Origin of the sequence: uncultured Campylobacter sp., assembly GCF_938040115.1 — a bacterium.
Classification (GTDB): Bacteria; Campylobacterota; Campylobacteria; order Campylobacterales; family Campylobacteraceae; genus Campylobacter_A.
Map to the genome: position 1 here is coordinate 1 of NZ_CALHXD010000102.1, position 20,602 is coordinate 20,602.

Sequence of the window (20,602 nt, forward strand, 5' to 3'; positions counted from 1 at the left end):
AACGCTTTCTTTGCGGTAGCTTTGGATTTAACGGCGCTAGACGGCCGGCTCAAACATCTTACGAAACGAGATATCGCCACTATCTTAAAAAGGCGGCTTAAAATTCGGTTTAGCGCGTAAATTTAAATTTTTACGGCCGGTAGTTTTAATGCAGCAGCGATATTTTCATTAGGCGGTTTGGTACTAAATATGCCGCTCTAAAATCCTTAAATACCGCTTGCGAAAATATCGCGTATCCGCAAATATAGCTCGAATTATCGTGCAAAAGGCGTAGGCGTAAATATACGAAAAGGCAAGCGCCCCAAATCTCCGATAAATTTACGCCAGAAATTAGAATTCGGCGATAATGGCCGAGCGGTATTAATCAAATTTTGCAAGCAGTTATCATCACTCCCCGTATTTTTTCTTTAGATCGTCCCACGTCACCAGCGTGCGTTTGCCCTCTAGGCTGCGGATGCGCGTGACGTCTTGCATCATCTCTAGCACCCCCTTAAATACGCCGTTTTCATCGCGAACGGCCACGTAGTAGATGTAGATAAATTTACCGTGAAGCTCCAGCCAAAAGTCGATCTCATCGCGCTCGCCCTTGCGGAAGGCGTCGATGATCTCCAGCACGCTAGCTACGCTCTCGCGCGGGTGGCAGTTCTTCACGTCGCGCCCGATGACGCCTGCGCTTCGCGGAAATACGCGGTGCTTGGTGTCGGTGTAAAATTTCACGATCTCGTTTTCGTCGACGAAGGAGAGGTCGACTGGCATGTGCTTATAAATGAGGTTGATTTGCTCTAGCGTGAGCTTGCCCGTGGCGACGTCAAAAACGGCGTTTTTATCGCTACTTGCGTTTGGATTTAGTCCGTATTTGCTCATCAAATTTGACAGCTCTTTTAGGAAATTCGGATTTAAAACCGCTTCGTTTAGGTTGTCGTTTTGTAAATTTGCCACGCTTAAATTTGACTCGCTTTGCAAATTTGCGTCCTTTAAATTTGCCTCAGGGCCGCCATTGGAGTTCAAATTTAACGGATAAAATTCGCTCGGCTTTTCGATGAGAAAATATCCGATCTCATCATCGCCGCGTCTCATCGCACGAAATTCCTCCTCGCTGATTAGCTCCAGCGACGTCGGATAGAGCGCCGCCTCCTCACGTGCGAGCAGATCGAGTAGATTTTCGTAGATCTCGTGCTGAGCCGCGATAAACTCGTCAACCTTGCCATCCTCTAGCAGCTCGCGCGCTGCGGCGATACCGTCGCGGACCTTGTTATCAAAGCTCCACATAAAGCGCGACGGGCGGTCAAATCCCTTGTTTTCGAGCATCGAGTAGAGTTGGTGCTGTTTTCTAGCAAAGTGCGTCCTGTTAAAGCCGCCTAGTTTGTCGTAAATTTCAAGCCACTCGTTTTTGATAAATTTCTTTTTTAGTAACTCTTTTGCCTTTGCGATTAGCTCGCGCGCGGCGTCGTTTTCGCTGATATAGGTAGCGATAGGATGGTCTTTTGGCAGCCTGGGGCGCTCGGCAGTTAGGATACCGCGCAGGATTTCTGAGAGTTCGGCGGCGTTTTCGTCGATAAACTCGCTCTTAAAGCCTAAATTTAGCAAATTTGCGCGCACGTTTTTAAAATCGGCCGGTGTGAGTTTCGTTAGCTCCGATTTCGCAGCTTTTCTAGAGGCGAAAAAATTTACCGTTCCGTTAAGATAATCCCTTAAGATCGCAGTCGCCAAGGCAACGGCGGCGTTATTAAATTTAATCATTTTTTATCCTTAACTTAAATTTTAAGGATTATACAAAAAGCGGAGAGTAAAAACTTTGATTTATCTTAAGCTGTAAATTTTGACGCCAAAGGTCGCGTCGATTTTTTCGGCATCCTTGCGCATTTTGATCGGAAAGTCGATTTTTACGATATTTTCGTAGTTTTGTAGCGCATCCATAAACTCGTAAAATTTAGCAGGAGTTTTCATGGAGCCCATTACCGTTAGCTCGTAGACCGAGATCTCACCGTTTTTTGCGGCCTCTTTTGGCTCGCTTAGATTTACGTTCATAAAGTACTTTGAGGCAAATTGAGTAAAATTCTCTACGTCAAATTTGTTTTCAAGAGCTTCTAATACGGCCTTGTCGTTTTGCTTTATCTCGTTTAGGGCTTTTGATTTGGTGTCGTAGAGCCTTTGTGTTTGCGCACTTGCGGCGATTTGCATGCGACTTTCGTATTTGACCTGCTTGTATTCTTTGATACTCGGTACTAAAAAGCCAAATATCATCACAAGGCAAGCGACTATAAAAATTAGAATATAGATGAGTAATTTGGTAACGTCGATATTTTGTAGGCTTCTATCTTTACTCATTTTTACCCTCTAAGCTGTCGGTTTTATTTGTGCTGATGAAATTTAGCCAGCCGCTATCTAGTTGATAAAAAGAGGTATTTGACGTGTTAAAAATCGACTTTAGCGGCGTGGCGAGTAACATATTGTAAATATCTCGGCTAGGCGTAGTGCCTTTTACGACGAGTGAGTTTTTATCCATCGAGATCTCGTGTAGCGTGATGCTTGAGGGGACAAGATCGAGTAGATTGCGCAGGCTTTGTTTTAAGACGGCATTTGAGGCCGCTATCTCGTTTGCGCTATCTCTTCTTTGCTTTAAAAGCGCAGTGAGCTCGTCGGCTTGTTTGATTTGCTCTTGCGTCTGCTCTTGTTTTTGTTTTAAAATTTGCGTTTCGTTTCGTAGCGAGTTACTTTTAAACTCAACAAAGAAATTTACCGCAGCAAAAAGCAACACTATCGTAGCGATAAAAAACAGCCAAATTTTGCTAAAAAGGTTAAAAATCGGTTTTTTCTGAGGTCTTATAAAGCTATAACTAGTCATTTTCCAACTCTTTTTTCATTAGCTCGGTCATCGTTTTTAGCGTATCGACGGGATAAACGGCGGTTTTTACTAAGAGTTCGTTTTCTAGATAGTGTAAAAACGTAGCGCTCGTCCTCTCTGTAGCGTCGAAAATCACGACATTTTCGATAAAATCGCCTTCGTATAGAGGATTTGAATAAAATTCTTTAAGCGCTAACGATATATACCGGTACATACTCATATCGCGCCCAAATATCGATACCGAGGCGGTTACATCGGTGGATTCTGGCATATTTATATCGTAGTCTAGGTCGGCAAACTCCTCTTGGCTATCGCCGGTCTTTAACATATCGTCTAAATTTTCTAGACCGTCCATGTTGTTAAAGCTTTCGTCTACATTCGTGATAAAATCATCTATCTCGTCGCTGTTTTCTTTATCAAATTCGACGTTCTCGTCGCCGTCGTCCTCATCTAGCTTACAAACCGTGGCGTATTTTGCGCCGTTACCTGATGTAATGCAGATGGCGAAAATTTCTTTGCAGGCATAAATAAAAAGCGTCTTTGCCGTAGATAATTTTTGTTTCTCGATCTCTTTTTGTATAAGTACTATGGGCGAATAAAGTACGTCTATGTCCGTATCACCAAATTTACTCTCGGCGGCTTTAACGTCTGAAAGTTTTGCATAGATCAGCCAATTTTTAGCGGGATTTATGCAGGTTATTTCCTTTGTTTTTATGCCTAGTTTTTCAAGATTTTCGGCGTTTTTAGCTTCAAACGCTCCTTGCTCGAGCGCATCAAAAAATAGCGAAATATAAACCCATTTATACTCTTTTTGTAGATTTTTTAGATACTCTTTTATTCTGTCTGAGATTTTGCCGGACTCTTCTAGGTCAAATTCATTTTTTATCGTTTTGATCGGAGTTGCGCCCTTGTATGCCTCGCCGTAAAATATGCATTTTTTAGACTGGATAACGGCGCTAAGATATAAGACGCTAAAAAAACGACGTATCAGCAAAGATTTCTCCTAAAAATTACGATGCGTTATAATACCCAAAAAGCCATAAAATAGAGTTAAAACAGCTCTTTTTGTAGGGTTAAAAATTTATCTTTTATTCGTTTTGCTTCTTCTTGCAGGTCCGAGTCTGTCAAATTTGAGGGTTTAAGCTCTGCATAGTCGCTCACGGCGATGTCGCACATCATGCGAATTTTGTCTAAATTTACTTTGCTTACCTTGCCTGATTTGCTGATTTTTTGGATATTTTCTAGATAGCCGTTTGAGCGGGCGATGTAGAGGGCGTATTTTTGCGAGATTTCGCTTTGTACCATCACGGTGTGGGCTAGTTTGTTGTAAATGTCTTTATGGTAGGCTGATTTTGAGAGCCTATAGGCGGTTTCGTAATCGCCCATTTCGTAGTAAAATTTGGCTCCAAGTGCGTTTTTGTAAGACGGACTAAGCGTAACAAATGAGACAAAAATAGCCGCCAAAAGCGCTCCGATAATTAAAATAACGGTCTTTGAGCTCATTTTTCCATCTCCTTTTTTATCTGCTCTCTTGCGGCTTCTAGTTCCATGCCTGTCACGCTAAAAGGCGGCGAGAGTGTATAAGAAATCTCGCTAAACGGCTTTGGGATTATCATCTTATCCCAGCTTTTTAGCTGCCAAAATTTACTCGCTTCGTAGTTTAAAATTTGTATTTGCGCATTTTGCTTTTGCGCGATGACGACGGCTCCGTCGGCGACGCTGTGATAGGGGCCGCGCGGACCGTCCGGGGTGATGATGACGTCGGTGCCGCTTTTTAGCTCTCTAAAGCTTTGTGCGAGGGCCTTTACCGCGCCTTTTGAGCTACTGCCTCTGATCGCACCGATACCGAAAAACGAAATCACGCGCGCGATGATTTCGCCGTCTTTGTGGTCGCTTATGATGACTTTGGCGCGTCTTTGCGGATTTTGGCCGTTTTTCCACCAGTGTACGTAGGCAAAGCTCATCAGCGCAAGCCTACCGTGCCAAAATAGCACGATGCAAGGTTCGTTCGTCAAATTTGTCTTAGAAAAGTTCTTTTTGCAGGTTAAAAATATAATCCAAATAAAAAAATAGATAATGCGCGGGGCTAAATTTATAAAAACGCTTCGTTTAAATTTAGCCCACGAGCTCACCGTAAAGCACCATTCTCTTTGGATCGTTCACGCGCACTTTTAGCGTCTTGCCTAGCAGCTCTTCGCTACCTGCGACTTGAACGAGGAAGTTATTAAAGCTTCTGCCGGCGACCCCGCCGTTTGCGCGAAGCTCCTCAAAATATACGTCGAAAATTTTGCCTTTTTGTGCCGCGACGATTTCGTCTAAAATCTCGTTGTGACGGCTTTGTAGGCGGGTTAGACGAGCGCTTGCGACGGCGTCTGGGATTTGATTGGTAAATTCCGCCGCCTTAGTCATCGGGCGAGGCGAATACTTAAAGCTAAAAATTTGCTCGAAGCGCACCTTTTCTAGCACGTCCATCGTGTCCTCAAACTCCTCTTCGCTCTCTCCGGGAAACGCCACGATAATGTCGGTCGAAATACTAACATCCGGGCACATCCCGCGCAATCTAACTGCTCGGTCTAAAAACCACTCTTTGGTGTAGCCGCGCTTCATCTCGCGCAGGACTTTGGTGTTTCCGCTTTGAAGCGGCATGTGCATGGATTTGCAAATTTTGGGATTTTGACTAAAGATTTCTAAAAATTTATCGTCCATATGGAGCGGATGCGGGCTGGTAAATCGTATGCGCTCGACGCCCTCTATCTCGCTAATCTTTACGAGCAGGTCGCTAAAATCGATCTTCTCGTGCGCGCCTGAAAATCTCTTGCCGTAGTTGTTTACGTTTTGCCCGAGCAAGAAAATTTCCTTCGCTCCGCCCTCGGCGGCTTTTTTTACTTCGCGCAGGATCAAATTTGCCGGGATCGAGATCTCGTCGCCTCTGGTGTGCGGGACGATGCAGTAGGTGCATTTTTTATCGCAGCCGATCGAGATATTTATGTGGCTTTTATACGGCGAGCCGCGAAATTCGCCGAATGCGTACTCGCTCTCGTCGTGATTTATGTCGGTGCTGATAAATTTAGGCGTCTTAACGGCAGCTGAAATTTTACTGACGTTTCGCGCACCGAGTACGAAATCTACGTAAGGCGCTCGTTTAAAAATTTCGCTTCCCAAATGGCTTGCCGTGCAACCGCAAACTCCGATTTTAGCGCCTGCTTTTTTTACTTTTTCAAAACCGCCGACCTCGCTAAAAAGCTTATGTACGGGCTTTTCGCGCACCGAGCAGGTGTTGATGAGGATGAGGTCGGCCTCGGAGATGTCCTGAGTGAGTTCGTAGTCCTCTTTTTGTTTGAGCTCGGCGATGATGTGCTCGCTGTCACGGACGTTCATCGCGCAGCCTAAAGTCTGGATAAAGAGCTTTTTTTGCGCTGCGCTCAAAGGATGTGCACCTCGTACATGTAGTCGTTTTCGTCGAGTCCGTATTTTACGGTGCGGTGATAGACGCTAAGGCCTTTTTCCTCGAAAAATTCAACCAAAGCGATGAGTTGTTTGTGGCTGTTTTCTCTGTCGAAATAGAAAATTTGTTGCGGATCTTTTGCAAATGCCGCTTCGATTTTTTCAAGAGAGATCGTTTTTGGTTTGGCGTCAAGTTGCGTTCTAGCGAGTTTTAGCTCCATTTTTAATCCTTTGAAATCTTTAATTTAATCTGTGAATATAGCAAATTCATCATAAAAAACGCATTAAACTTCTTAAAAGTATAAAGCTTGTATAATACCCCTCTAACCCAAAAATCCCCCCAAATTTTAAATAACGGAGCAAAAATAATATGGAAAAAATAGCGGATATCATAGAATCTATCGCAAATGAAAAAGGGCTCGAAATCGAGGACGTAAAAGAGCGCGTCATAAGAGCTATTATCAATACCGCAAAGAAAATATACGGCGAAAACTACGAATACGACGCGGTTATAGATAATGCGACCAAGACTCTTCATCTATATCAAAAAATCACCGTCGTAGAGGACGGCGACGAGCGCTTAGCCGAGGATAACGAGCATTTTATAGGTCTAAGAGAGGCTAGAAAGGTCGATAGCGGAGTAGAGATCGGCGACGAGCTAACATACGAGCTATCTACCGACAACCTCGGCCGCACCGCTGCACAAACGCTTCACAAGGAGCTTGAATACCACATCCAGCGCCTTATGGAGGAAAAAATCTTTCAAAAATATCAAGACATGGTCGGACACATGGTTTTTGGCTCCGTCACGCGCGTAGATGGCGATGAAAATACCTTCATAGAAATAGACGAGTTGCGAGCCGTGATGCCGCGCAAAAACCGCATAAAAGGCGAGAAATTTAAGCCGGGCGACGTCGTAAAAGCCGTCATAAAAAGCGTCTATATCGACAAATCTATGGGTATCAAGGTCGAGCTAAGCCGCACGTCGCCAAAATTCCTCGAAGCACTGCTAAAAGCCGAAGTACCGGAGATCAAAGACGGACTAGTGCTGATCGCCGCAAGTGCCAGAATCCCGGGCGAACGAGCTAAAGTAGCGCTCGTAGCCACCTCGCCAAACGTCGATCCCGTGGGCGCGACCGTGGGCACCAAAGGCGTGCGCATAAACGCCGTCACAAAGGAGCTAAACGGCGAAAATATCGACGCGATCGAGTATTCGGCCGAGCCTGCGATCCTCATCACGCGAGCGATGGCGCCCGCGATCATCAGCTCGGTTAAAATCGGCGAAAATAACAAAGCCGTCGTGAGCCTAGTAACCGAGCAAAAGAGCAAGGCTATCGGCAAAAGCGGCATAAATATCAGGCTAGCTAGCATGCTAACAGGCCACGAGATCGAGCTAAACGAGCTAGGCGCTAGAGGCGAGAGCAAAGACGAAAACGCGAAGGATCTAAAGGCGCTGTTTGGCGATTTGTAGCCAAATTTGAGCCCTTTTGGCAGCATTTGTTTAGAGCGGTAAATTTAGGGCGCAACGTCCGGGTTAAATTTGAGTAAATAAATCTAGCTCAAATTTGATCTGTTTCGCGCGCTAAAATTTGCCGCTTTTTATTTTTCAAATTTTATCAGTATCCATAATTTAAAAAATAAAAGAAGCCTGCGAGGAAATTAAATTTTAAAATACACCTTGCAAACGCCAAATTTTATTAAACGGCAAAATAAGATAAATTTGGGATTTTAAGGCGACGGATAAACCGCCAAATTTTAGGTTATTTATTTTTAGTAGAGCGGTACATCGGGTGTTGGTAGTCGTTCCTCTCGCAACCAGCAGCTAAAAATCCAAATGCCAAAATAAACGCGCATAATACAACTTTTCTCATTTTCTCCCTTTTTTGAATTTCATTTTCGTGCGATTATAGCAAATTTCGCCAAATTACCAAAATCTTTGCAGCTAAATTTGACGAAATTTGGGCTGGGCTATTTTGCATCAAATTTGTAGCAGTTTTGCAAGAATCGAGCAGTATATATGTCAAATTTGCCAGGTCCCACGCATGCAACGGATTCGCGCCTGCGGGCAAATTTACTAGCCCAAATTTATCCCGCTCGGCGACTCGTTTCGCGACGCCCCGAGCCGTAATATATTAAATTTTTATCCAAAAAAAAGTAGAATATCTCATCTTAAATTTAAGGAAAAATCCGTGTTGCAAGCATTAGCGCTTAGATATAGACCGCGAAATTTTAGCGAGCTCGTAGGCCAGGAGGCCGTCAGCACCAGCCTCACGCACGCTCTGGACGAGAACCGCCTAACCCACGCCTACCTTTTTTCGGGACTTCGCGGCAGCGGCAAGACATCAAGCGCGAGGATATTTTCGAAGGCGCTTGTTTGCGATCGCGGCCCGACAAGCCGGCCCTGCGAGCAGTGCGCCAACTGTATCGCTGCAAACGAAGGCCGCCACATCGATATCATCGAGATGGACGCGGCCAGCCACCGCGGTATCGACGATATAAAGGGGCTCATCGAGCAGACCAAATACGCTCCGGCGATCGCGCGCTTTAAGATTTTTATCATCGACGAGGTGCACATGCTCTCCACGCCTGCGTTTAACGCGCTGCTAAAGACGCTCGAGGAGCCGCCGCCCTACGTCAAATTTATCCTAGCCACGACTGATCCGCTCAAGCTCCCGGCTACGGTGCTATCGCGCACGCAGCATTTTAGATTTCGCCAGATCTCGCGCCCGGACGTCGTCGCGCATCTTGACTTTATCCTAAACCGCGAAAACGTCCCGCACGAAAAAGAGGCTCTCGAGATCCTCGCTCGTAGCGGCGCGGGCTCGCTGCGCGACACTCTCACGCTGCTAGATCAGGCCATCATCTACGCCAAGGGCGAGCTAACGCAAAGCGCCGTCGCGCAGATGCTGGGACTGCTTGATCCGCAGCGCATAGAGGAGATTTTGGCGTTCGTTATGAGCGGCGATAAATCAGCCGTAAGCGCGGCGGTAGCGCAGCTGGAGAGCTATGATGCCGAGATGGTGATAGATGAGATAACGGCAAATCTAAAAGCAAATTTCCTCGCGCAAAGCCCGAAATACTCGCTGCTTTTATACGAGAGATTTTTTAGGATCCTCTCGCAGGCGCGTTCGATGCTAAGCGTCAGCAGTGACGGCGGATTCGTGCTTGGCGTGATGCTTTTTATGATGATCGAGGCGATAAATCTAAAATCGATCGACGAGATGATAGCCGTTGACGCGAGGGAAAAATTTGCGGATTCGCAGGCGCGCACGGCCGATTTTGGCGGCTCCCGCGCGGCGTCAAATTTTGCTGGCGGACGAGGCGAAGCGGCTAAATCTGCGGCTCCTACACAGACGGGTCAAATTTCGCCCTCTGCGGACGGATCAAATTTGACGGGCGCAAACGTGGCTAAACTCGCTTCACAAAACGGTACGGCTCAGGGGCGAAATTTGAGCGCTCAGACTCTAGCCGGCTCGGCAAATTTAAATGCCAAGACGCCGCAGGAGCCGGGCGACCAAACCCATGCCGCGAAAACCCCAAATCCCGCTTACGAGGCGTTTTTGGCCAAAATTTACGACCGTAGCTTTGATCTTGGCGAGTGTTTTAAAAACTGTATCGAGTTTTTGGAGTTTTCGGACGGCTGTATAAGTCTAGCCTCAAACGCGGCGGGCGAGGATCAGAAGCGGCTTCGAGAGGGTTCGAAGGTGATTTTGCAGATCTTGCGAAGTCTTTTTGGCGAGAGCGCAAAGATAAAGATAACTCCCAAGCAAAGCCCCGAAGTAGGGGCGCAAGAGCAAAAGGGCTCGGCAAATTTGGATGACGAGCGCGGTGGTGCGGCAAAATCTGAGAGCAATGAGGTGACGCCAAACCAGGCTGGCTCCAAATTTGACTCGGACGTCATGCCGGAAAATTTAAGCCAAAACGACCAAGCGCAAGAGCTCTCAAATTTGACGGGGAATTTATTTTCGGACGGTAGTGAGGAGAGGACGGCTACGCCCTCGGAGCAAAATTTAGACGCCAAATTTGAAAGCGGCGAGCGGGGCGAGCAAACGCAAATTTTGACGCCGCAAGCGCAGGCGGCGAACGACTCGGCGCCTAGCGCGCAGACCAATAGCGACTCGCCTATGGGCGAAACCGAGCCCTTAAATTTAAACGAAAACGAGTCAAATTTCACGCAAAACTCGCAGACGGATTTAAATCAACCGGCCGAGCCTAAATTTGCGCCTGATTTTGAGAGTATGCGCGACGACACGCACGATTTTCATGAGGCGTATTCACTAAAATTTAAGACCGACGACGGAATCGCAGCCAGGGCGGATCTGGCGTTTTTAGATGATGAACTAAGGCAACTCGAGAGTCAAAACGCCGCAAAAACGGAGCAAAAATCAAGTAGCGCCACAGCTAAATTTAACCAAAACCACGCGCCGCAAACGGCTACCTTTGGCGAGCCGCCGTTTGATCCTGATGATGTGAGCGAGATGTTTAGCGAGGCGGCCGAGTATGATGACGGCCTTTTTGAGCAAGAGGCAAGCGAGTCGGCAAGTACGACTGCAAGGCAAAATTTAGATACGGCAAATTTGAGCGGCGAGAAGTTTCAAAACGAAGCAAATTTTGAAGGCTCGTCCTCAAGCGAGGCAAATTTAAACGCTCAAAATCCTACGTCAAATTTGGCCGCAAAAACCCAAACCGATCCCAAAGTAGCAAAAAATCAAGCGGTTTTAAAAGAAGCCAAACGACTGTTTGGAGAGCCTGAAGTTTTGGAGATTTGAGGGGTTTGATTCGGCTCTAAATTCGTGGGCAAGTTTTATTGCCTTTGTTGTGGCGCGACCGTCAAAGCGTGGAATAACGGTTTAAACGCCGATCAGAAAAAGCGATTAGAGCGTGAGCTAAAAATAGGCGTGAGTTTAGGCGAAACTACGCCGATGTTGGCTCAAAGAATAGCGCAGGCTTTACAAAAAAACAAACGCGATGCCACAGCGATAGCATTAACCGGAGCGGGCGCAATAGTAAGCGAGATCCGTCAAGCCTTTTTTGAAGCAAACGATGGCGTCATAAAATGCTACAAATATCAAGCCACGCTAGATACTCGCACGTCCGAGCTATGCAGAGCCTACGACGGGCTAATCTGGGATAAAGACTACAAACCTATCGGGCATAACTTCCCGTTTCGCAAACCGCGCGTAAATACTCATTTTAATTGCCGCAGCGTCATAATACCCGTAACTAAAAGCTGGGACGAGCTAGGCGTCGAGGGAATGGACGAAGCAAGCGGTCGCACTAGGTCAAGTATGAACGGCTACGTGCCGCAGGATATGACGTTTAACGACTGGCTAAAAACCCAAAGCCCCGAAAAATTTAACTCAAAGCCCAGAAAACCTCGGACGCCGAATAGCTTAACAAATCTGCAGCAAATTTGAGCTTTAAAGGCGCTGGGCGGTAAAATTTGCAAATCCGTCGCGGCGATAAAGGTACGGCGTGTTTGGCGGCGCAGCAAAATTTAAACAAAAAAGCAAAGCGTGCATAAAGCGGCTAGTCTCGTAAATTTAGCGTAAGATACGAAGCGACGGACGACGAAAGTTGAAAGCAAATTTAAAAAGCTGCATTAAATTTTGGCTCTTAAATAGTCCGCCGTCGCAGACGTAAATTTAAGCGGCGACGGTTTGTAAATTTATAAAAATTAGAGTATTTTAAAGTAGGTCGGCGAGCCGCGAACGACTCGCGCGGAAGATAAGATCGACCGTCAAATTTGGCCCAAAGAGCGCAAATTTACGACTCGTTTAGGATTGAAAGCAACTCTTTATTGTCCTTGGTTTTTAGCATCTTGGCGTATAAAAACTTAAGCGCCTCTACGTCGTCCATCGTCGCGATCGCCGAGCGGATAGCCCAGATCTTTTGCAGTTCGTCCGGTTTTTGCAGTAACTCCTCTTTTCTGGTGCCTGATTTTAGTACGTTGATGGCCGGGTAAATTCGGCGGTCGGAGATGTTGCGATCTAGTACGATCTCGCTGTTGCCCGTGCCTTTAAACTCCTCAAAAATAACCTCGTCCATACGCGAGCCCGTGTCGATGAGTGCGGTGGCGATTATAGTGAGGCTGCCGCCGTGTTCGATGTTTCTCGCTGCGCCGAAAAAGCGTTTCGGCTTATGCAGTGCATTTGCGTCCACGCCACCCGTTAGCACCTTGCCGCTTGGCGGAGTTACGGTGTTGTACGCGCGCGCTAGGCGGGTGATGCTATCAAGCAGGATGATGACGTCCTTGCCCATTTCTACGAGGCGTTTGGCCTTTTCGATGACGAGTTCGGCGACGCGCACGTGGTTCATCGCAGGCAGGTCAAACGTCGAGCTAAACACTTCGCCCTTTACGCAGCGCTGCATGTCGGTGACCTCCTCGGGACGCTCGTCCACGAGCAAGACCATGAGATGCGACTCGGGGTGGTTGCGCGCGATGCCGTGGGCTAGCTCTTTCATAAGCTCGGTTTTACCGCTTCTAGGAGGTGCGACGATGAGGCCGCGCTGACCCTTGCCAAGAGGCGTAAAGAGATCTAGCACGCGGCCCGTTAGCTTCATCGGGTCGTATTCGAGGCGAAGTTTTTCCGTCGGGAAAAGCGGGGTTAAGTTGTCAAATAGCGGGCGCTCCTTGGCCTCGATTAGCGGCATATAGTTTAGCGCCTCGATTTTTAGCAGGGCGTAGTATTTTTCCTGATCTTTTGGTTCGCGCACTTGACCCGTCACGATGTCGCCCACGCGCAGCGCAAATTTGCGAATTTGAGAGTTTGAGACATAGGCGTCGTTTGAGCTGTCGCTGAGGTTTGCGTCTACCGAGCGCAAAAAGCCGTAGCCCTCGCTCGTGATCTCTAAAATGCCCGTGAAAAGTATAAATCCGCCTTGTTTTGTTTGGGTTTTTAGGATCTCAAATATCAAATCTTGTCTGCGAAATTCGCGTGGATTCTCGACGCCTACGCTGTTTGCGATAGCGATAAGCTCCTCTAGGCTAAGAGTTCTTAGCTCTTCGATTTTGTGTCCGTCGACGGGGATGTGGGTGCGCGAGTTTGGATATTTTTTGATTGTTTTTTGATTTTCCTGCGCTGAATTTGCAGGCTGGGTTGCGTTATTTTCCATCGTGTCCTCTTTAAAATTACGGAATAATTTTGTAGATAAATTTAAGTTTCAAAAGAAGTTTTGAAAGCCCGCATTTTATAAAATTTTGGCTTTGATGTCAAGAAGTGATATAATCTCGCCAAAAATGAAAAGGAATTTCAAAATGATGGATTTTAAAGACGGTAAGCGCGAAAAAACGATAATAAAAACTGCGCTTATCGGTATAATTACGAATTTTTTCTTAGCCGGGGCGAAAATTTTCATCGCTATGGTCTCAAACTCGGTCGCGCTGATATCAGACGCCGTAAATAACCTTAGCGATGCAGGCTCAAGTATCATCACGATATTTGGCTCAAAGCTAGCTAGTAAGATGCCAGACGAAGACCACCCTTACGGCTACGGCAGGACTGAGTATATCGGCGGTCTTATCGTTTCGGTCATCGTGCTGATGCTGGGGTTTCAGTTTCTAAAAACTTCGGTAGAAAATATCTTCGCGCCCGAGCCCACTAGTTTTACGATACCATTTTTAGCGTTTTTGTTTTGCGCGATATTCGTCAAATTTGCGCTCGGCTTTTACTACAAAAAGATCGGCAAACAGACCAAATCTATCTCGCTAAAAGCCGTCGGGCAGGAAGCCTTGGGCGACGCGATCATCTCGTGCGTGATCCTCATCTCAGCTGCGCTGTCATACTTCGCCGATATCCAGATAGATGGCTACGCGGGCGCTTTGGCGTCGCTTTTTATTATCATAAACGGCGTACTTTTGATAAAAGAAACCTTCGATAAAATCATCGGTCAGCGCGTCGAAAAGGAGATCAGCGACGAAATTTACGCCGCCGTAAATCGCTGCGAAATCGTGCGCGGCGCATACGACCTGATACTTCACAACTACGGCGCGCAGCGATACGTGGGCTCGGTAAACGTCGAGATAGACGAGCATTTGCCGCTTAGCGAGGTTTCGCAGAGGCTAAACGAGCTTCAGATCGAGATTTATAAAATTTACAGGATTTATCTGGTTTTTGGCGTTTATAGCGTAAATTTGGGGCAGGAGCAGAGTCGCGCCTGCGTGGCGAACCTGCTCTCGCGATTTAGCAGCGTGCGCGGATTTCACGCATTTTTTATAGATACTAAGAAAAAGAGCGTGAGGTTTGATGTGGTGGTAGATTTTGCCGAGAAAAATCTAAGCTGTCTGCGCGCCGAGATAGAGCGCGAGATCTCGCTAAGCTTTCCGGGGTATAAAATTTTCATCGTGATAGATAGGGAGTTTGCGTGAGGGTTGGGCCAAATTTAGCTACTTGGCGTGGTCGGAGCGGACTTTTCGGAGCGCAAATTTGAGCGGTGATTACGCTATAATCATAAAAATTTAAAGGATAAAGTATGAACAAATTTATTTTCGCTTCGCTGGCTTGCGCGCTTTATTGCGGTGCGGCGTTTGGGACGGATGCGCCGGGTTTTACGGCGGGTTTTAGCAGAGACGACGCCAAAAACGTCGTCACGGATAGCGTCTATAAACTGATGTGGCAGGACGGCGAGGAGATATATCAAGGTACTTACGACGAGGCGGTAAAGTACTGCGAAAATTTAAGTTTTGCAGGATATGACGACTGGCGGTTACCAAGGGTAAACGAGCTAATCAGCATAACGGACAAAAGCAAATTTGCTCCTGCTATAAATTCGGCTTTTAAACATGCGGCAAACGATGGATATCTTATATATTGGAGTTCTACCGAAATATCTTACGCTCCGCCTTCTATTTGGCGTATAAATTTCAATTACGGCGTCGGTATCAGTTGTGGTAAATCTAGTTGCGAGTCTGATACTTGCTTTGTGCGGTGCGTGAGAAGTTATTGGCTCTAAAATTAGAGAGTAAAAGGATAAAAAGATGAAAAAATATATGGCCGCTACGCTGTTGCTTTGCGGATTACTTAATGCCGAAGCGTTAAGCCCAACTTGTCACCGAGATAGTGATAAAAACGTAGTTGTATGTAGTGAAGTGAAGCTTGGTAAATTAATGTGGCATGATGAGGAGCAAGATTTTCAGGGTACTTGGGAGCAGGCGAAGGAATATTGTGAACAGCTTAAATTTGCAGGGTTTGAGGACTGGAGGTTGCCCGCCGCAGACGAACTGTTAAGCATTGCCGACAAAAATAGATCTGGGTCGGCAATAAACCCTGCTTTTAAATATGCGGCTCTAAAATGGCACTGGAGCTCCACGAAAAGTATTGAAAATTTGTCTGAAGCGTGGGTTGTGCACTTGAATACGGGATTAGATTATTGGCGCGACATGTCCGAGCATCGTTTTGTTAGGTGCGTAAGAAACGATTGATTTGGCGGGCTATTCGCCTCAAATTTGCTTTTTATCATTAAGGATGAAATTTGATGAGTCGAATTTTATTTAAACTTGCGGCTCATAAATTTTGCGAGGCCAAAATTTGCAAGCATTAAAAATTCGCTCGTAAATTTGCCAGCGTTTTCAAGGTGCTGGTTTTGGCTAAATCTGATCAAATTTATGATTGCGCTTATGCGTGAGCAAAACTTCTCAAATTTACCGTCAAATTCGGACGCAAGCGAAATCCGCGGCAAAGCTCGTAAAATCAAGCGAGGCTTTAGAATTTTTTCGTATAATCTAAAATCTTAAAACGAAAGAAAAAAAAGTAATCGATGGGCAAATTTAAGTGCGCGCATTGCAGGGGCGAATTTGAGCGCGAGGCGCTGATAGAGCGCGGCGGGGAGCTGTTTTGCTGCGAGGGGTGCGCGGGAGTTTACGAGATACTTAACGCAAGCGGGCTGGGCGAGTTTTACGAAAGGCTCGGCAAAACTACGCTAAATCCCGCCCTAAGCGCGAAAAACGCGGCGCAAAAGTCGCAGGAAGACCTCGCGGCTATTTATCAAAACTACGTTAAAAACGAGAATGAATTTAATAAAATCTCGCTCATCATCGAGGGCATCCACTGCTCGGCTTGCGTCTGGCTAAACGAGAAGGTTTTATTTGCGCAGAAGGGAATTTTAGAGGTAAATATAAACTCGGTTAATAACAAAGCCCTCATCGTCTGGGACGAAAACGAGATAAATTTGGCTCAAATTTTCGCCCTCATCCGCTCTATCGGCTTTGAACCCTACCCATACGACGCGCAGGCTCAGGAGCACAGACTAGCTCTGCAAAAGCGCGAGTTTTACGCGCGGTTGCTGGTCGGGGTGTTTTGCACGATGAACATCATGTGGCTGGCCGTCGCGCAGTACGGCGGCTACTTCACGGGTATGCGCGCCGACGTGCGCTCTATCATAAATTTCGCCGAGTTTATCCTCGCTACGCCGGTGCTTTTTTATACGGGAAGCGGGTTTTTTAGGGGTGCTTGGAGTGCGCTAAAAAATAAAACTCAAAACATGGATAGCCTCATCGTCACGGGTACGCTAGCAGCCTATATCTTCTCGATATACGCGATGTTTTCGCGTCGCGGCGAGGTATATTTCGACTCGGTCGCGATGATAATCACTTTAGTATTTATCGGCAAATATCTGGAAGTCTTGAGCAAGAAAAAGGCCGCCGACACGCTTGATAATCTAAACTCGCTAAATTTAAACTCCGTTAGCGTCAAAAACGGCGACGAAATAATCCTAAAAAGCGCGCAGGAGGTGCGTGTGGGCGAACTCGTAGTCGTGCGAGTCGGCGAGCGCGTGCTGCTAGACGGCATCGCCATCAGCGGCGCAGCGAGCTTTGATCTCTCTAGCCTTAGCGGCGAGAGTGCGCCTGCGTATCTTAGCGCAAAAGATGGCGAAAACGAGATAAAAAGCGGCTCCGTGTGCGTGGACGGCACGCTGGTTTATGAGGTCGGCGCCGTCTTTAGCGAGTCAGTGCTAGCGCGTATCATAAATCTGCTCGAAACCGCCGCAGCTAAAAAGCCGCGCATCCAGGCGCTCGCAGACGCTATCGCGGCGAGGTTTTCGGCCGCTATCACGGCGCTGGCTCTGGCGACGTTTGCGTTTTGGTTCTGGCGCACGGGCGAGCTCTCCGCCGCGCTCATCGTCGCGATCTCGGTCGTGGTGATCTCATGTCCCTGCGCGCTAGGGCTTGCCACGCCAGTTAGCACGCTCGTTGCGCTTGGGGCGGGCTTTAGGCGCAGGATACTTTTTAAAGAGGCGCGCATCATCGAAAGCCTAGCGAAGTGCGATACGGCCGTGTTTGACAAGACCGGCACGCTCACGTCAGGGCGGCTTAAAGTGAGTAAATTTACGTACGCGGACAAATTTGACGCAAGCGCGCTTTTTTCGCTGGTTAGCGGCTCGGATCATCCCGTTAGCCGCGCCGTTGGCGAGTATCTGCGCGCAAATTTTAGAGATTTAAAACTTTTAGAGTTAAGCGGCTTTGAAAACATCGCAGCGCGCGGCACGCAGGCTAAATTTGGCGGCATAAATCTAGCCGGCGGGAGCGAGAAATTTATGCGAGAGCTAGGGTTTTATAACGGCGAAGCGGTGCGCGGGACTTGTTATTTTTTTGCCGCGGACGGCGAGATAGCGGCGGTATTTGAGCTAGAAGAGAGCCTAAAAGATGGCGCAAAAGAGTGCGTAGCTGCGCTAAAAAACGCCGGTATGCGCGTAGCGATGCTGACGGGCGATAACGAATACGCCGCAAAGCGCGCTGCAGAAGGGCTTGGCATCGAGGAAACGGTCGCAAACGCGCTACCAACGGACAAGGCCGCATACGTGGAGCAGCTGTCGCAGCAAGGGCGAAACGTGCTGATGGTAGGCGACGGGATCAACGACGCCGCCGCGCTCGCGCTCTCAAGCGTGGCCGTGTGCATGGATAGCGGAGCGGCCGTGAGTATCGAAAAAAGCGACGTCGTGCTGATGAGAGACGACCCCGCCTCGCTCGCGGCTGCCGTAGCGCTCGCGCGTAGGACCTACCGTATCGTGCGGCAAAATTTGGCCTTTTCGCTCGTTTATAACGCCGTGACGATACCGTTAGCTATGTCCGGCTACGTCGCGCCTGCAGTAGCCGCTCTCTCGATGTCGCTAAGCTCGGTCGCGGTCGTGCTAAACGCGATGCGGGCTAGGAGCGAGCGATGAGCGGGGCGGTCGTGGCGATGATGATCGGGGTCTCGACGCTGCTAGGCGCATGCGGACTGGCGGCGCTGCTGTGGGGGCTTAAGACCAGGCAGTTTGACGACGAGCGAAAGTTTTTGGACGGGACGAAATTTGACGACGAAGACGCGCTAAACGACGCCTATGAGCTGGAGCTGCGCCGCAAAGAAAAGGGCTATAAGCCGCCTGAGTGAGGCGCATTTACGCCTGTGTTCAGTTCGTCTTTGCCGCTAAAATTTGGTTATTTTGGGTCGTAAAATTTGCCGCGAAATTTTGATTTTTAGCGTCGGCGGGATTTGGGGATAAATTTGCGTTTTAAATTTGACGGTGGGGATTTGGGTGCCAAATTTGAGTGGTAAATTTTAGTCGGTCGCCGCAAAGCTCGATACCAAATTTGACGAGCTGCGCGTGCGGCTTGAATGTCCAGCGTAAATTTGAGCCAGAATTTGGCGTCTTGGACGGCAAAATTTGCCGTTTGGATTTTTGCGTTCGGCGCGGCTACTGGTTTGCGGAGGCGACGGATTAAATTTGCCCGTGCGGGCGCGAATTTAAAGCCGAATTTACGGTAAAATTTGAGCGGCGAAATTTGCTGGCAGGGCTAGTCGAACGAATTCGGCGTTAAATTTTGCAACCGTAAACGCCGCGATAAAGGAGTAAATTTGAACGGAAATCTTAAAACGCATAGCCTCGCAAACAGCCTTGGCGCGGATAAATTTGGCTCAAATAACCTGCGCGATTATGACAAAGAGCCGTTCGTCATCAAAAGCTATGAGAGGTTTTTTGTGTATACTATTTTCTTTATACCCCTGGCGTTTTCTGGTTTATTTTTACATTTTATTTTTTATAATGATGGAGCCGGTTATTTTGACATGGTAGTATTTTTGGCGATATTAACGTTCATAGTATACATATTCACGGTCGTTCACGCCAATCACGAGATCAAATTTGCAAATAAATACATCGAGTTTATAGAAGACGGTGTAGTCAAAAGACGATGCGAGATGGATAAGCAAGAGCTCGAGTTTTGCTTTACTGTGACGGATGTTCGTGAGGGATTTTTAAAGATGGCGATAAGCGATAAGGTATTGTTTATAGTCGTTGCTATCGTGATGCTCTTGGCTTGGCGGAGCGTAGCCGTAGCAATGGTCTTTTTTATGTATTTGAGTAACATAATTCTCAAACTAACAATTTATCTATTTTTAAATAAAAGCTTAAGGGGCTTTAGATTTTTGCCGTTTTTGAGAGTTGCGGAACCAATCCAGGGCAATAGTTTTCAAGCGTCTGTAATCAATATGAAATATTTTTCTATCTATATTTACAATGAAAAAATTTATAAGGAGATTTGGTGGTGGTTTTTGCAAAACGGTGTTAATATTGACCGTGTTAAGCGAAACTATATGTTTGTGTGAGGATGTGGCGGGCGCGTAAAGTCTGTAAAAGTCGGATTTGGGGCGACTCAAATTTGCACTAGAGTCGCTCGTGCCGCGAGTATAAATTTGACAAACGGGCGTTTGCGGCTTGCCACGTTTTACTTTTGGCTCATGCGCGACAAATTGGCCTTTGACGCCAGCGGAGCTTTATGAATAAATTTGTTTTTTATTGCGTACCGCGAAGGCAAATTTGCTTGCTGAATTCGCGCCTAGCTTGTGAGGCGGCAAAAAGCAAAGCGAGGCTAAATTTGCGCGCAAATTTTATCCCGAATCTCAAATTTACCGTATCAAATTCGACTCCGTTTAAATCTGATTTCATATCGCGCCATGAAGTCGAATTTGCCCGTCAAATTTGCGTCGTTAAAGCCGAAATAAAGGCTCAAATTTAAAACCAAAAGCCTAAATTTGAACCTGGTCGGAGAGAAAAAGCTAGCCAAAAAACGCCCGAAATTTTTTCAAGCTCGTGCCGCATGGTTCATGTTGACTCTGTGCGCAAGGATTTTGGGCAGTAAGCCGCAAAAATTATTTTAAACTATCGATATACTCGCTAACAGCCGCCATATCCTCGTCGCTTAGGTTTTTGGCATGTAGTTGCATAACTTTGCCCATACCAAAGGCGTTGTTTGAACCCTCTTTGTAGCCCTGTAGCGCTTTTATGCGGTCTTCTTTGCTGATGCTAGTTAGCGCAGGCACTTTGTTTGCGTATTTT

Annotated in this window: 21 protein-coding genes; 9 read left to right on the forward strand and 12 right to left on the reverse strand. The window is 47.1% G+C overall.

The annotated features are described in order from the left end of the window. Positions 1 to 387: 387 nt before the first annotated feature. The 8 genes from Q0314_RS03800 to Q0314_RS03835 all read right to left on the reverse strand — a co-directional run bounded on the left by Q0314_RS03800 (position 388) and on the right by Q0314_RS03835 (position 6,510). Positions 388 to 1,740 carry a PAS domain-containing protein gene (locus Q0314_RS03800; RefSeq protein ID WP_298056678.1) on the reverse strand — a complete coding sequence of 451 codons (1,353 nt, stop codon included), beginning with the start codon at positions 1,738 to 1,740 and terminating at the stop codon, positions 388 to 390. Between the two features lie 60 nt (positions 1,741 to 1,800). Further along, complete coding sequence (locus Q0314_RS03805) at positions 1,801 to 2,328, reverse strand: hypothetical protein (RefSeq protein WP_298056681.1); 528 nt, start codon at positions 2,326 to 2,328, stop codon at positions 1,801 to 1,803. Further along, the gene (locus Q0314_RS03810) at positions 2,321 to 2,845 is read right to left on the reverse strand and encodes a hypothetical protein (protein WP_298056683.1); all 525 of its coding nucleotides are present in this window, start codon (positions 2,843 to 2,845) and stop codon (positions 2,321 to 2,323) included. Before Q0314_RS03810 ends, Q0314_RS03805 begins: the two co-directional genes overlap by 8 nt. After that, entirely contained in the window at positions 2,838 to 3,839 is a 1,002-nt protein-coding gene (locus tag Q0314_RS03815) for a hypothetical protein (protein WP_298056685.1), read from the reverse strand. Before Q0314_RS03815 ends, Q0314_RS03810 begins: the two co-directional genes overlap by 8 nt. Before the next feature lie 56 nt (positions 3,840 to 3,895). After that, on the reverse strand, positions 3,896 to 4,348 hold the full coding sequence (locus tag Q0314_RS03820; RefSeq protein ID WP_298056687.1) for a hypothetical protein: 453 nt from the start codon (positions 4,346 to 4,348) through the stop codon (positions 3,896 to 3,898). Beyond that, positions 4,345 to 4,860 carry a lysophospholipid acyltransferase family protein gene (locus tag Q0314_RS03825; protein ID WP_298056689.1) on the reverse strand — a complete coding sequence of 172 codons (516 nt, stop codon included), beginning with the start codon at positions 4,858 to 4,860 and terminating at the stop codon, positions 4,345 to 4,347. Before Q0314_RS03825 ends, Q0314_RS03820 begins: the two co-directional genes overlap by 4 nt. 100 nt (positions 4,861 to 4,960) lie before the next feature. Continuing rightward, on the reverse strand, positions 4,961 to 6,271 hold the full coding sequence (gene miaB / locus Q0314_RS03830) for a tRNA (N6-isopentenyl adenosine(37)-C2)-methylthiotransferase MiaB (protein ID WP_298056692.1): 1,311 nt from the start codon (positions 6,269 to 6,271) through the stop codon (positions 4,961 to 4,963). Beyond that, positions 6,268 to 6,510, reverse strand: a complete 243-nt coding sequence (locus Q0314_RS03835; RefSeq protein WP_002949978.1) for an HP0268 family nuclease — start codon at positions 6,508 to 6,510, stop codon at positions 6,268 to 6,270. Before Q0314_RS03835 ends, miaB begins: the two co-directional genes overlap by 4 nt. A 149-nt stretch (positions 6,511 to 6,659) precedes the next feature. Here Q0314_RS03835 and nusA point away from each other — a divergent pair, with 149 nt between their 5' ends. The 3 genes from nusA (at position 6,660) to Q0314_RS03850 (ending at position 11,706) form a co-directional block, all read left to right on the forward strand. After that, positions 6,660 to 7,760, forward strand: a complete 1,101-nt coding sequence (gene nusA / locus Q0314_RS03840; protein ID WP_298056696.1) for a transcription termination factor NusA — start codon at positions 6,660 to 6,662, stop codon at positions 7,758 to 7,760. A gap of 721 nt (positions 7,761 to 8,481) precedes the next feature. After that, positions 8,482 to 11,058: a DNA polymerase III subunit gamma/tau gene (locus Q0314_RS03845; RefSeq protein WP_298056714.1), complete on the forward strand. Its 2,577-nt coding sequence runs from the start codon at positions 8,482 to 8,484 to the stop codon at positions 11,056 to 11,058. 24 nt (positions 11,059 to 11,082) lie between these two features. After that, positions 11,083 to 11,706, forward strand: coding sequence for a minor capsid protein (locus Q0314_RS03850; protein ID WP_298056699.1), 624 nt, complete (start codon positions 11,083 to 11,085; stop codon positions 11,704 to 11,706). A 349-nt stretch (positions 11,707 to 12,055) separates the two neighbouring features. Here Q0314_RS03850 and rho read toward each other — a convergent pair whose 3' ends face one another. Next, positions 12,056 to 13,405 (reverse strand): transcription termination factor Rho, encoded by a 1,350-nt coding sequence (rho, locus tag Q0314_RS03855; protein ID WP_298056700.1) that lies wholly within the window; start codon positions 13,403 to 13,405, stop codon positions 12,056 to 12,058. A 142-nt stretch (positions 13,406 to 13,547) separates the two neighbouring features. Here rho and Q0314_RS03860 point away from each other — a divergent pair, with 142 nt between their 5' ends. The 5 genes from Q0314_RS03860 (at position 13,548) to ccoS (ending at position 18,657) form a co-directional block, all read left to right on the forward strand. After that, positions 13,548 to 14,657, forward strand: coding sequence for a cation diffusion facilitator family transporter (locus Q0314_RS03860; RefSeq protein ID WP_298056702.1), 1,110 nt, complete (start codon positions 13,548 to 13,550; stop codon positions 14,655 to 14,657). A gap of 104 nt (positions 14,658 to 14,761) precedes the next feature. After that, a complete protein-coding gene (locus tag Q0314_RS03865; RefSeq protein ID WP_298056704.1) occupies positions 14,762 to 15,241 on the forward strand; it encodes a DUF1566 domain-containing protein in 480 nt (159 codons plus the stop codon). A 25-nt stretch (positions 15,242 to 15,266) separates the two neighbouring features. Continuing rightward, the gene (locus Q0314_RS03870; RefSeq protein WP_298056706.1) at positions 15,267 to 15,710 is read left to right on the forward strand and encodes a DUF1566 domain-containing protein; all 444 of its coding nucleotides are present in this window, start codon (positions 15,267 to 15,269) and stop codon (positions 15,708 to 15,710) included. A gap of 335 nt (positions 15,711 to 16,045) precedes the next feature. Beyond that, positions 16,046 to 18,448, forward strand: coding sequence for a heavy metal translocating P-type ATPase (locus Q0314_RS03875; RefSeq protein ID WP_298056708.1), 2,403 nt, complete (start codon positions 16,046 to 16,048; stop codon positions 18,446 to 18,448). Then, positions 18,445 to 18,657, forward strand: a complete 213-nt coding sequence (ccoS, locus tag Q0314_RS03880) for a cbb3-type cytochrome oxidase assembly protein CcoS (RefSeq protein WP_002949952.1) — start codon at positions 18,445 to 18,447, stop codon at positions 18,655 to 18,657. The genes Q0314_RS03875 and ccoS overlap by 4 nt, the downstream gene beginning before the upstream one ends. 121 nt (positions 18,658 to 18,778) lie before the next feature. Here ccoS and Q0314_RS03885 read toward each other — a convergent pair whose 3' ends face one another. After that, entirely contained in the window at positions 18,779 to 18,928 is a 150-nt protein-coding gene (locus Q0314_RS03885; RefSeq protein ID WP_298056710.1) for a hypothetical protein, read from the reverse strand. A 194-nt stretch (positions 18,929 to 19,122) separates the two neighbouring features. Here Q0314_RS03885 and Q0314_RS03890 point away from each other — a divergent pair, with 194 nt between their 5' ends. Continuing rightward, complete coding sequence (locus Q0314_RS03890) at positions 19,123 to 19,872, forward strand: hypothetical protein (protein ID WP_298056712.1); 750 nt, start codon at positions 19,123 to 19,125, stop codon at positions 19,870 to 19,872. 187 nt (positions 19,873 to 20,059) lie between these two features. On the opposite strand, the gene Q0314_RS03895 is transcribed toward Q0314_RS03890, so the two are convergent. Continuing rightward, complete coding sequence (locus tag Q0314_RS03895) at positions 20,060 to 20,212, reverse strand: hypothetical protein (protein ID WP_298056713.1); 153 nt, start codon at positions 20,210 to 20,212, stop codon at positions 20,060 to 20,062. Between the two features lie 203 nt (positions 20,213 to 20,415). After that, positions 20,416 to 20,602 (reverse strand): c-type cytochrome (locus Q0314_RS03900; RefSeq protein WP_366114415.1); only part of this gene is annotated, 187 nt, incomplete at its 5' end.

Bases quoted from the DNA above. Each gene is read 5' to 3' on its own strand.
- Q0314_RS03875 (WP_298056708.1), top strand. From the start codon at position 16,046: ATGGGCAAATTTAAGTGCGCGCATTGCAGGGGCGAATTTGAGCGCGAG.
- Q0314_RS03865 (WP_298056704.1), top strand. From the start codon at position 14,762: ATGAACAAATTTATTTTCGCTTCGCTGGCTTGCGCGCTTTATTGCGGT.
- Q0314_RS03835 (WP_002949978.1), bottom strand. From the start codon at position 6,510: ATGGAGCTAAAACTCGCTAGAACGCAACTTGACGCCAAACCAAAAACG.
- Q0314_RS03800 (WP_298056678.1), bottom strand. From the start codon at position 1,740: ATGATTAAATTTAATAACGCCGCCGTTGCCTTGGCGACTGCGATCTTA.
- Q0314_RS03820 (WP_298056687.1), bottom strand. From the start codon at position 4,348: ATGAGCTCAAAGACCGTTATTTTAATTATCGGAGCGCTTTTGGCGGCT.
- Q0314_RS03895 (WP_298056713.1), bottom strand. From the start codon at position 20,212: ATGAAATCAGATTTAAACGGAGTCGAATTTGATACGGTAAATTTGAGA.
- Q0314_RS03860 (WP_298056702.1), top strand. From the start codon at position 13,548: ATGATGGATTTTAAAGACGGTAAGCGCGAAAAAACGATAATAAAAACT.
- ccoS (WP_002949952.1), top strand. From the start codon at position 18,445: ATGAGCGGGGCGGTCGTGGCGATGATGATCGGGGTCTCGACGCTGCTA.
- Q0314_RS03810 (WP_298056683.1), bottom strand. From the start codon at position 2,845: ATGACTAGTTATAGCTTTATAAGACCTCAGAAAAAACCGATTTTTAAC.
- rho (WP_298056700.1), bottom strand. From the start codon at position 13,405: ATGGAAAATAACGCAACCCAGCCTGCAAATTCAGCGCAGGAAAATCAA.
- nusA (WP_298056696.1), top strand. From the start codon at position 6,660: ATGGAAAAAATAGCGGATATCATAGAATCTATCGCAAATGAAAAAGGG.
- Q0314_RS03870 (WP_298056706.1), top strand. From the start codon at position 15,267: ATGAAAAAATATATGGCCGCTACGCTGTTGCTTTGCGGATTACTTAAT.
- Q0314_RS03805 (WP_298056681.1), bottom strand. From the start codon at position 2,328: ATGAGTAAAGATAGAAGCCTACAAAATATCGACGTTACCAAATTACTC.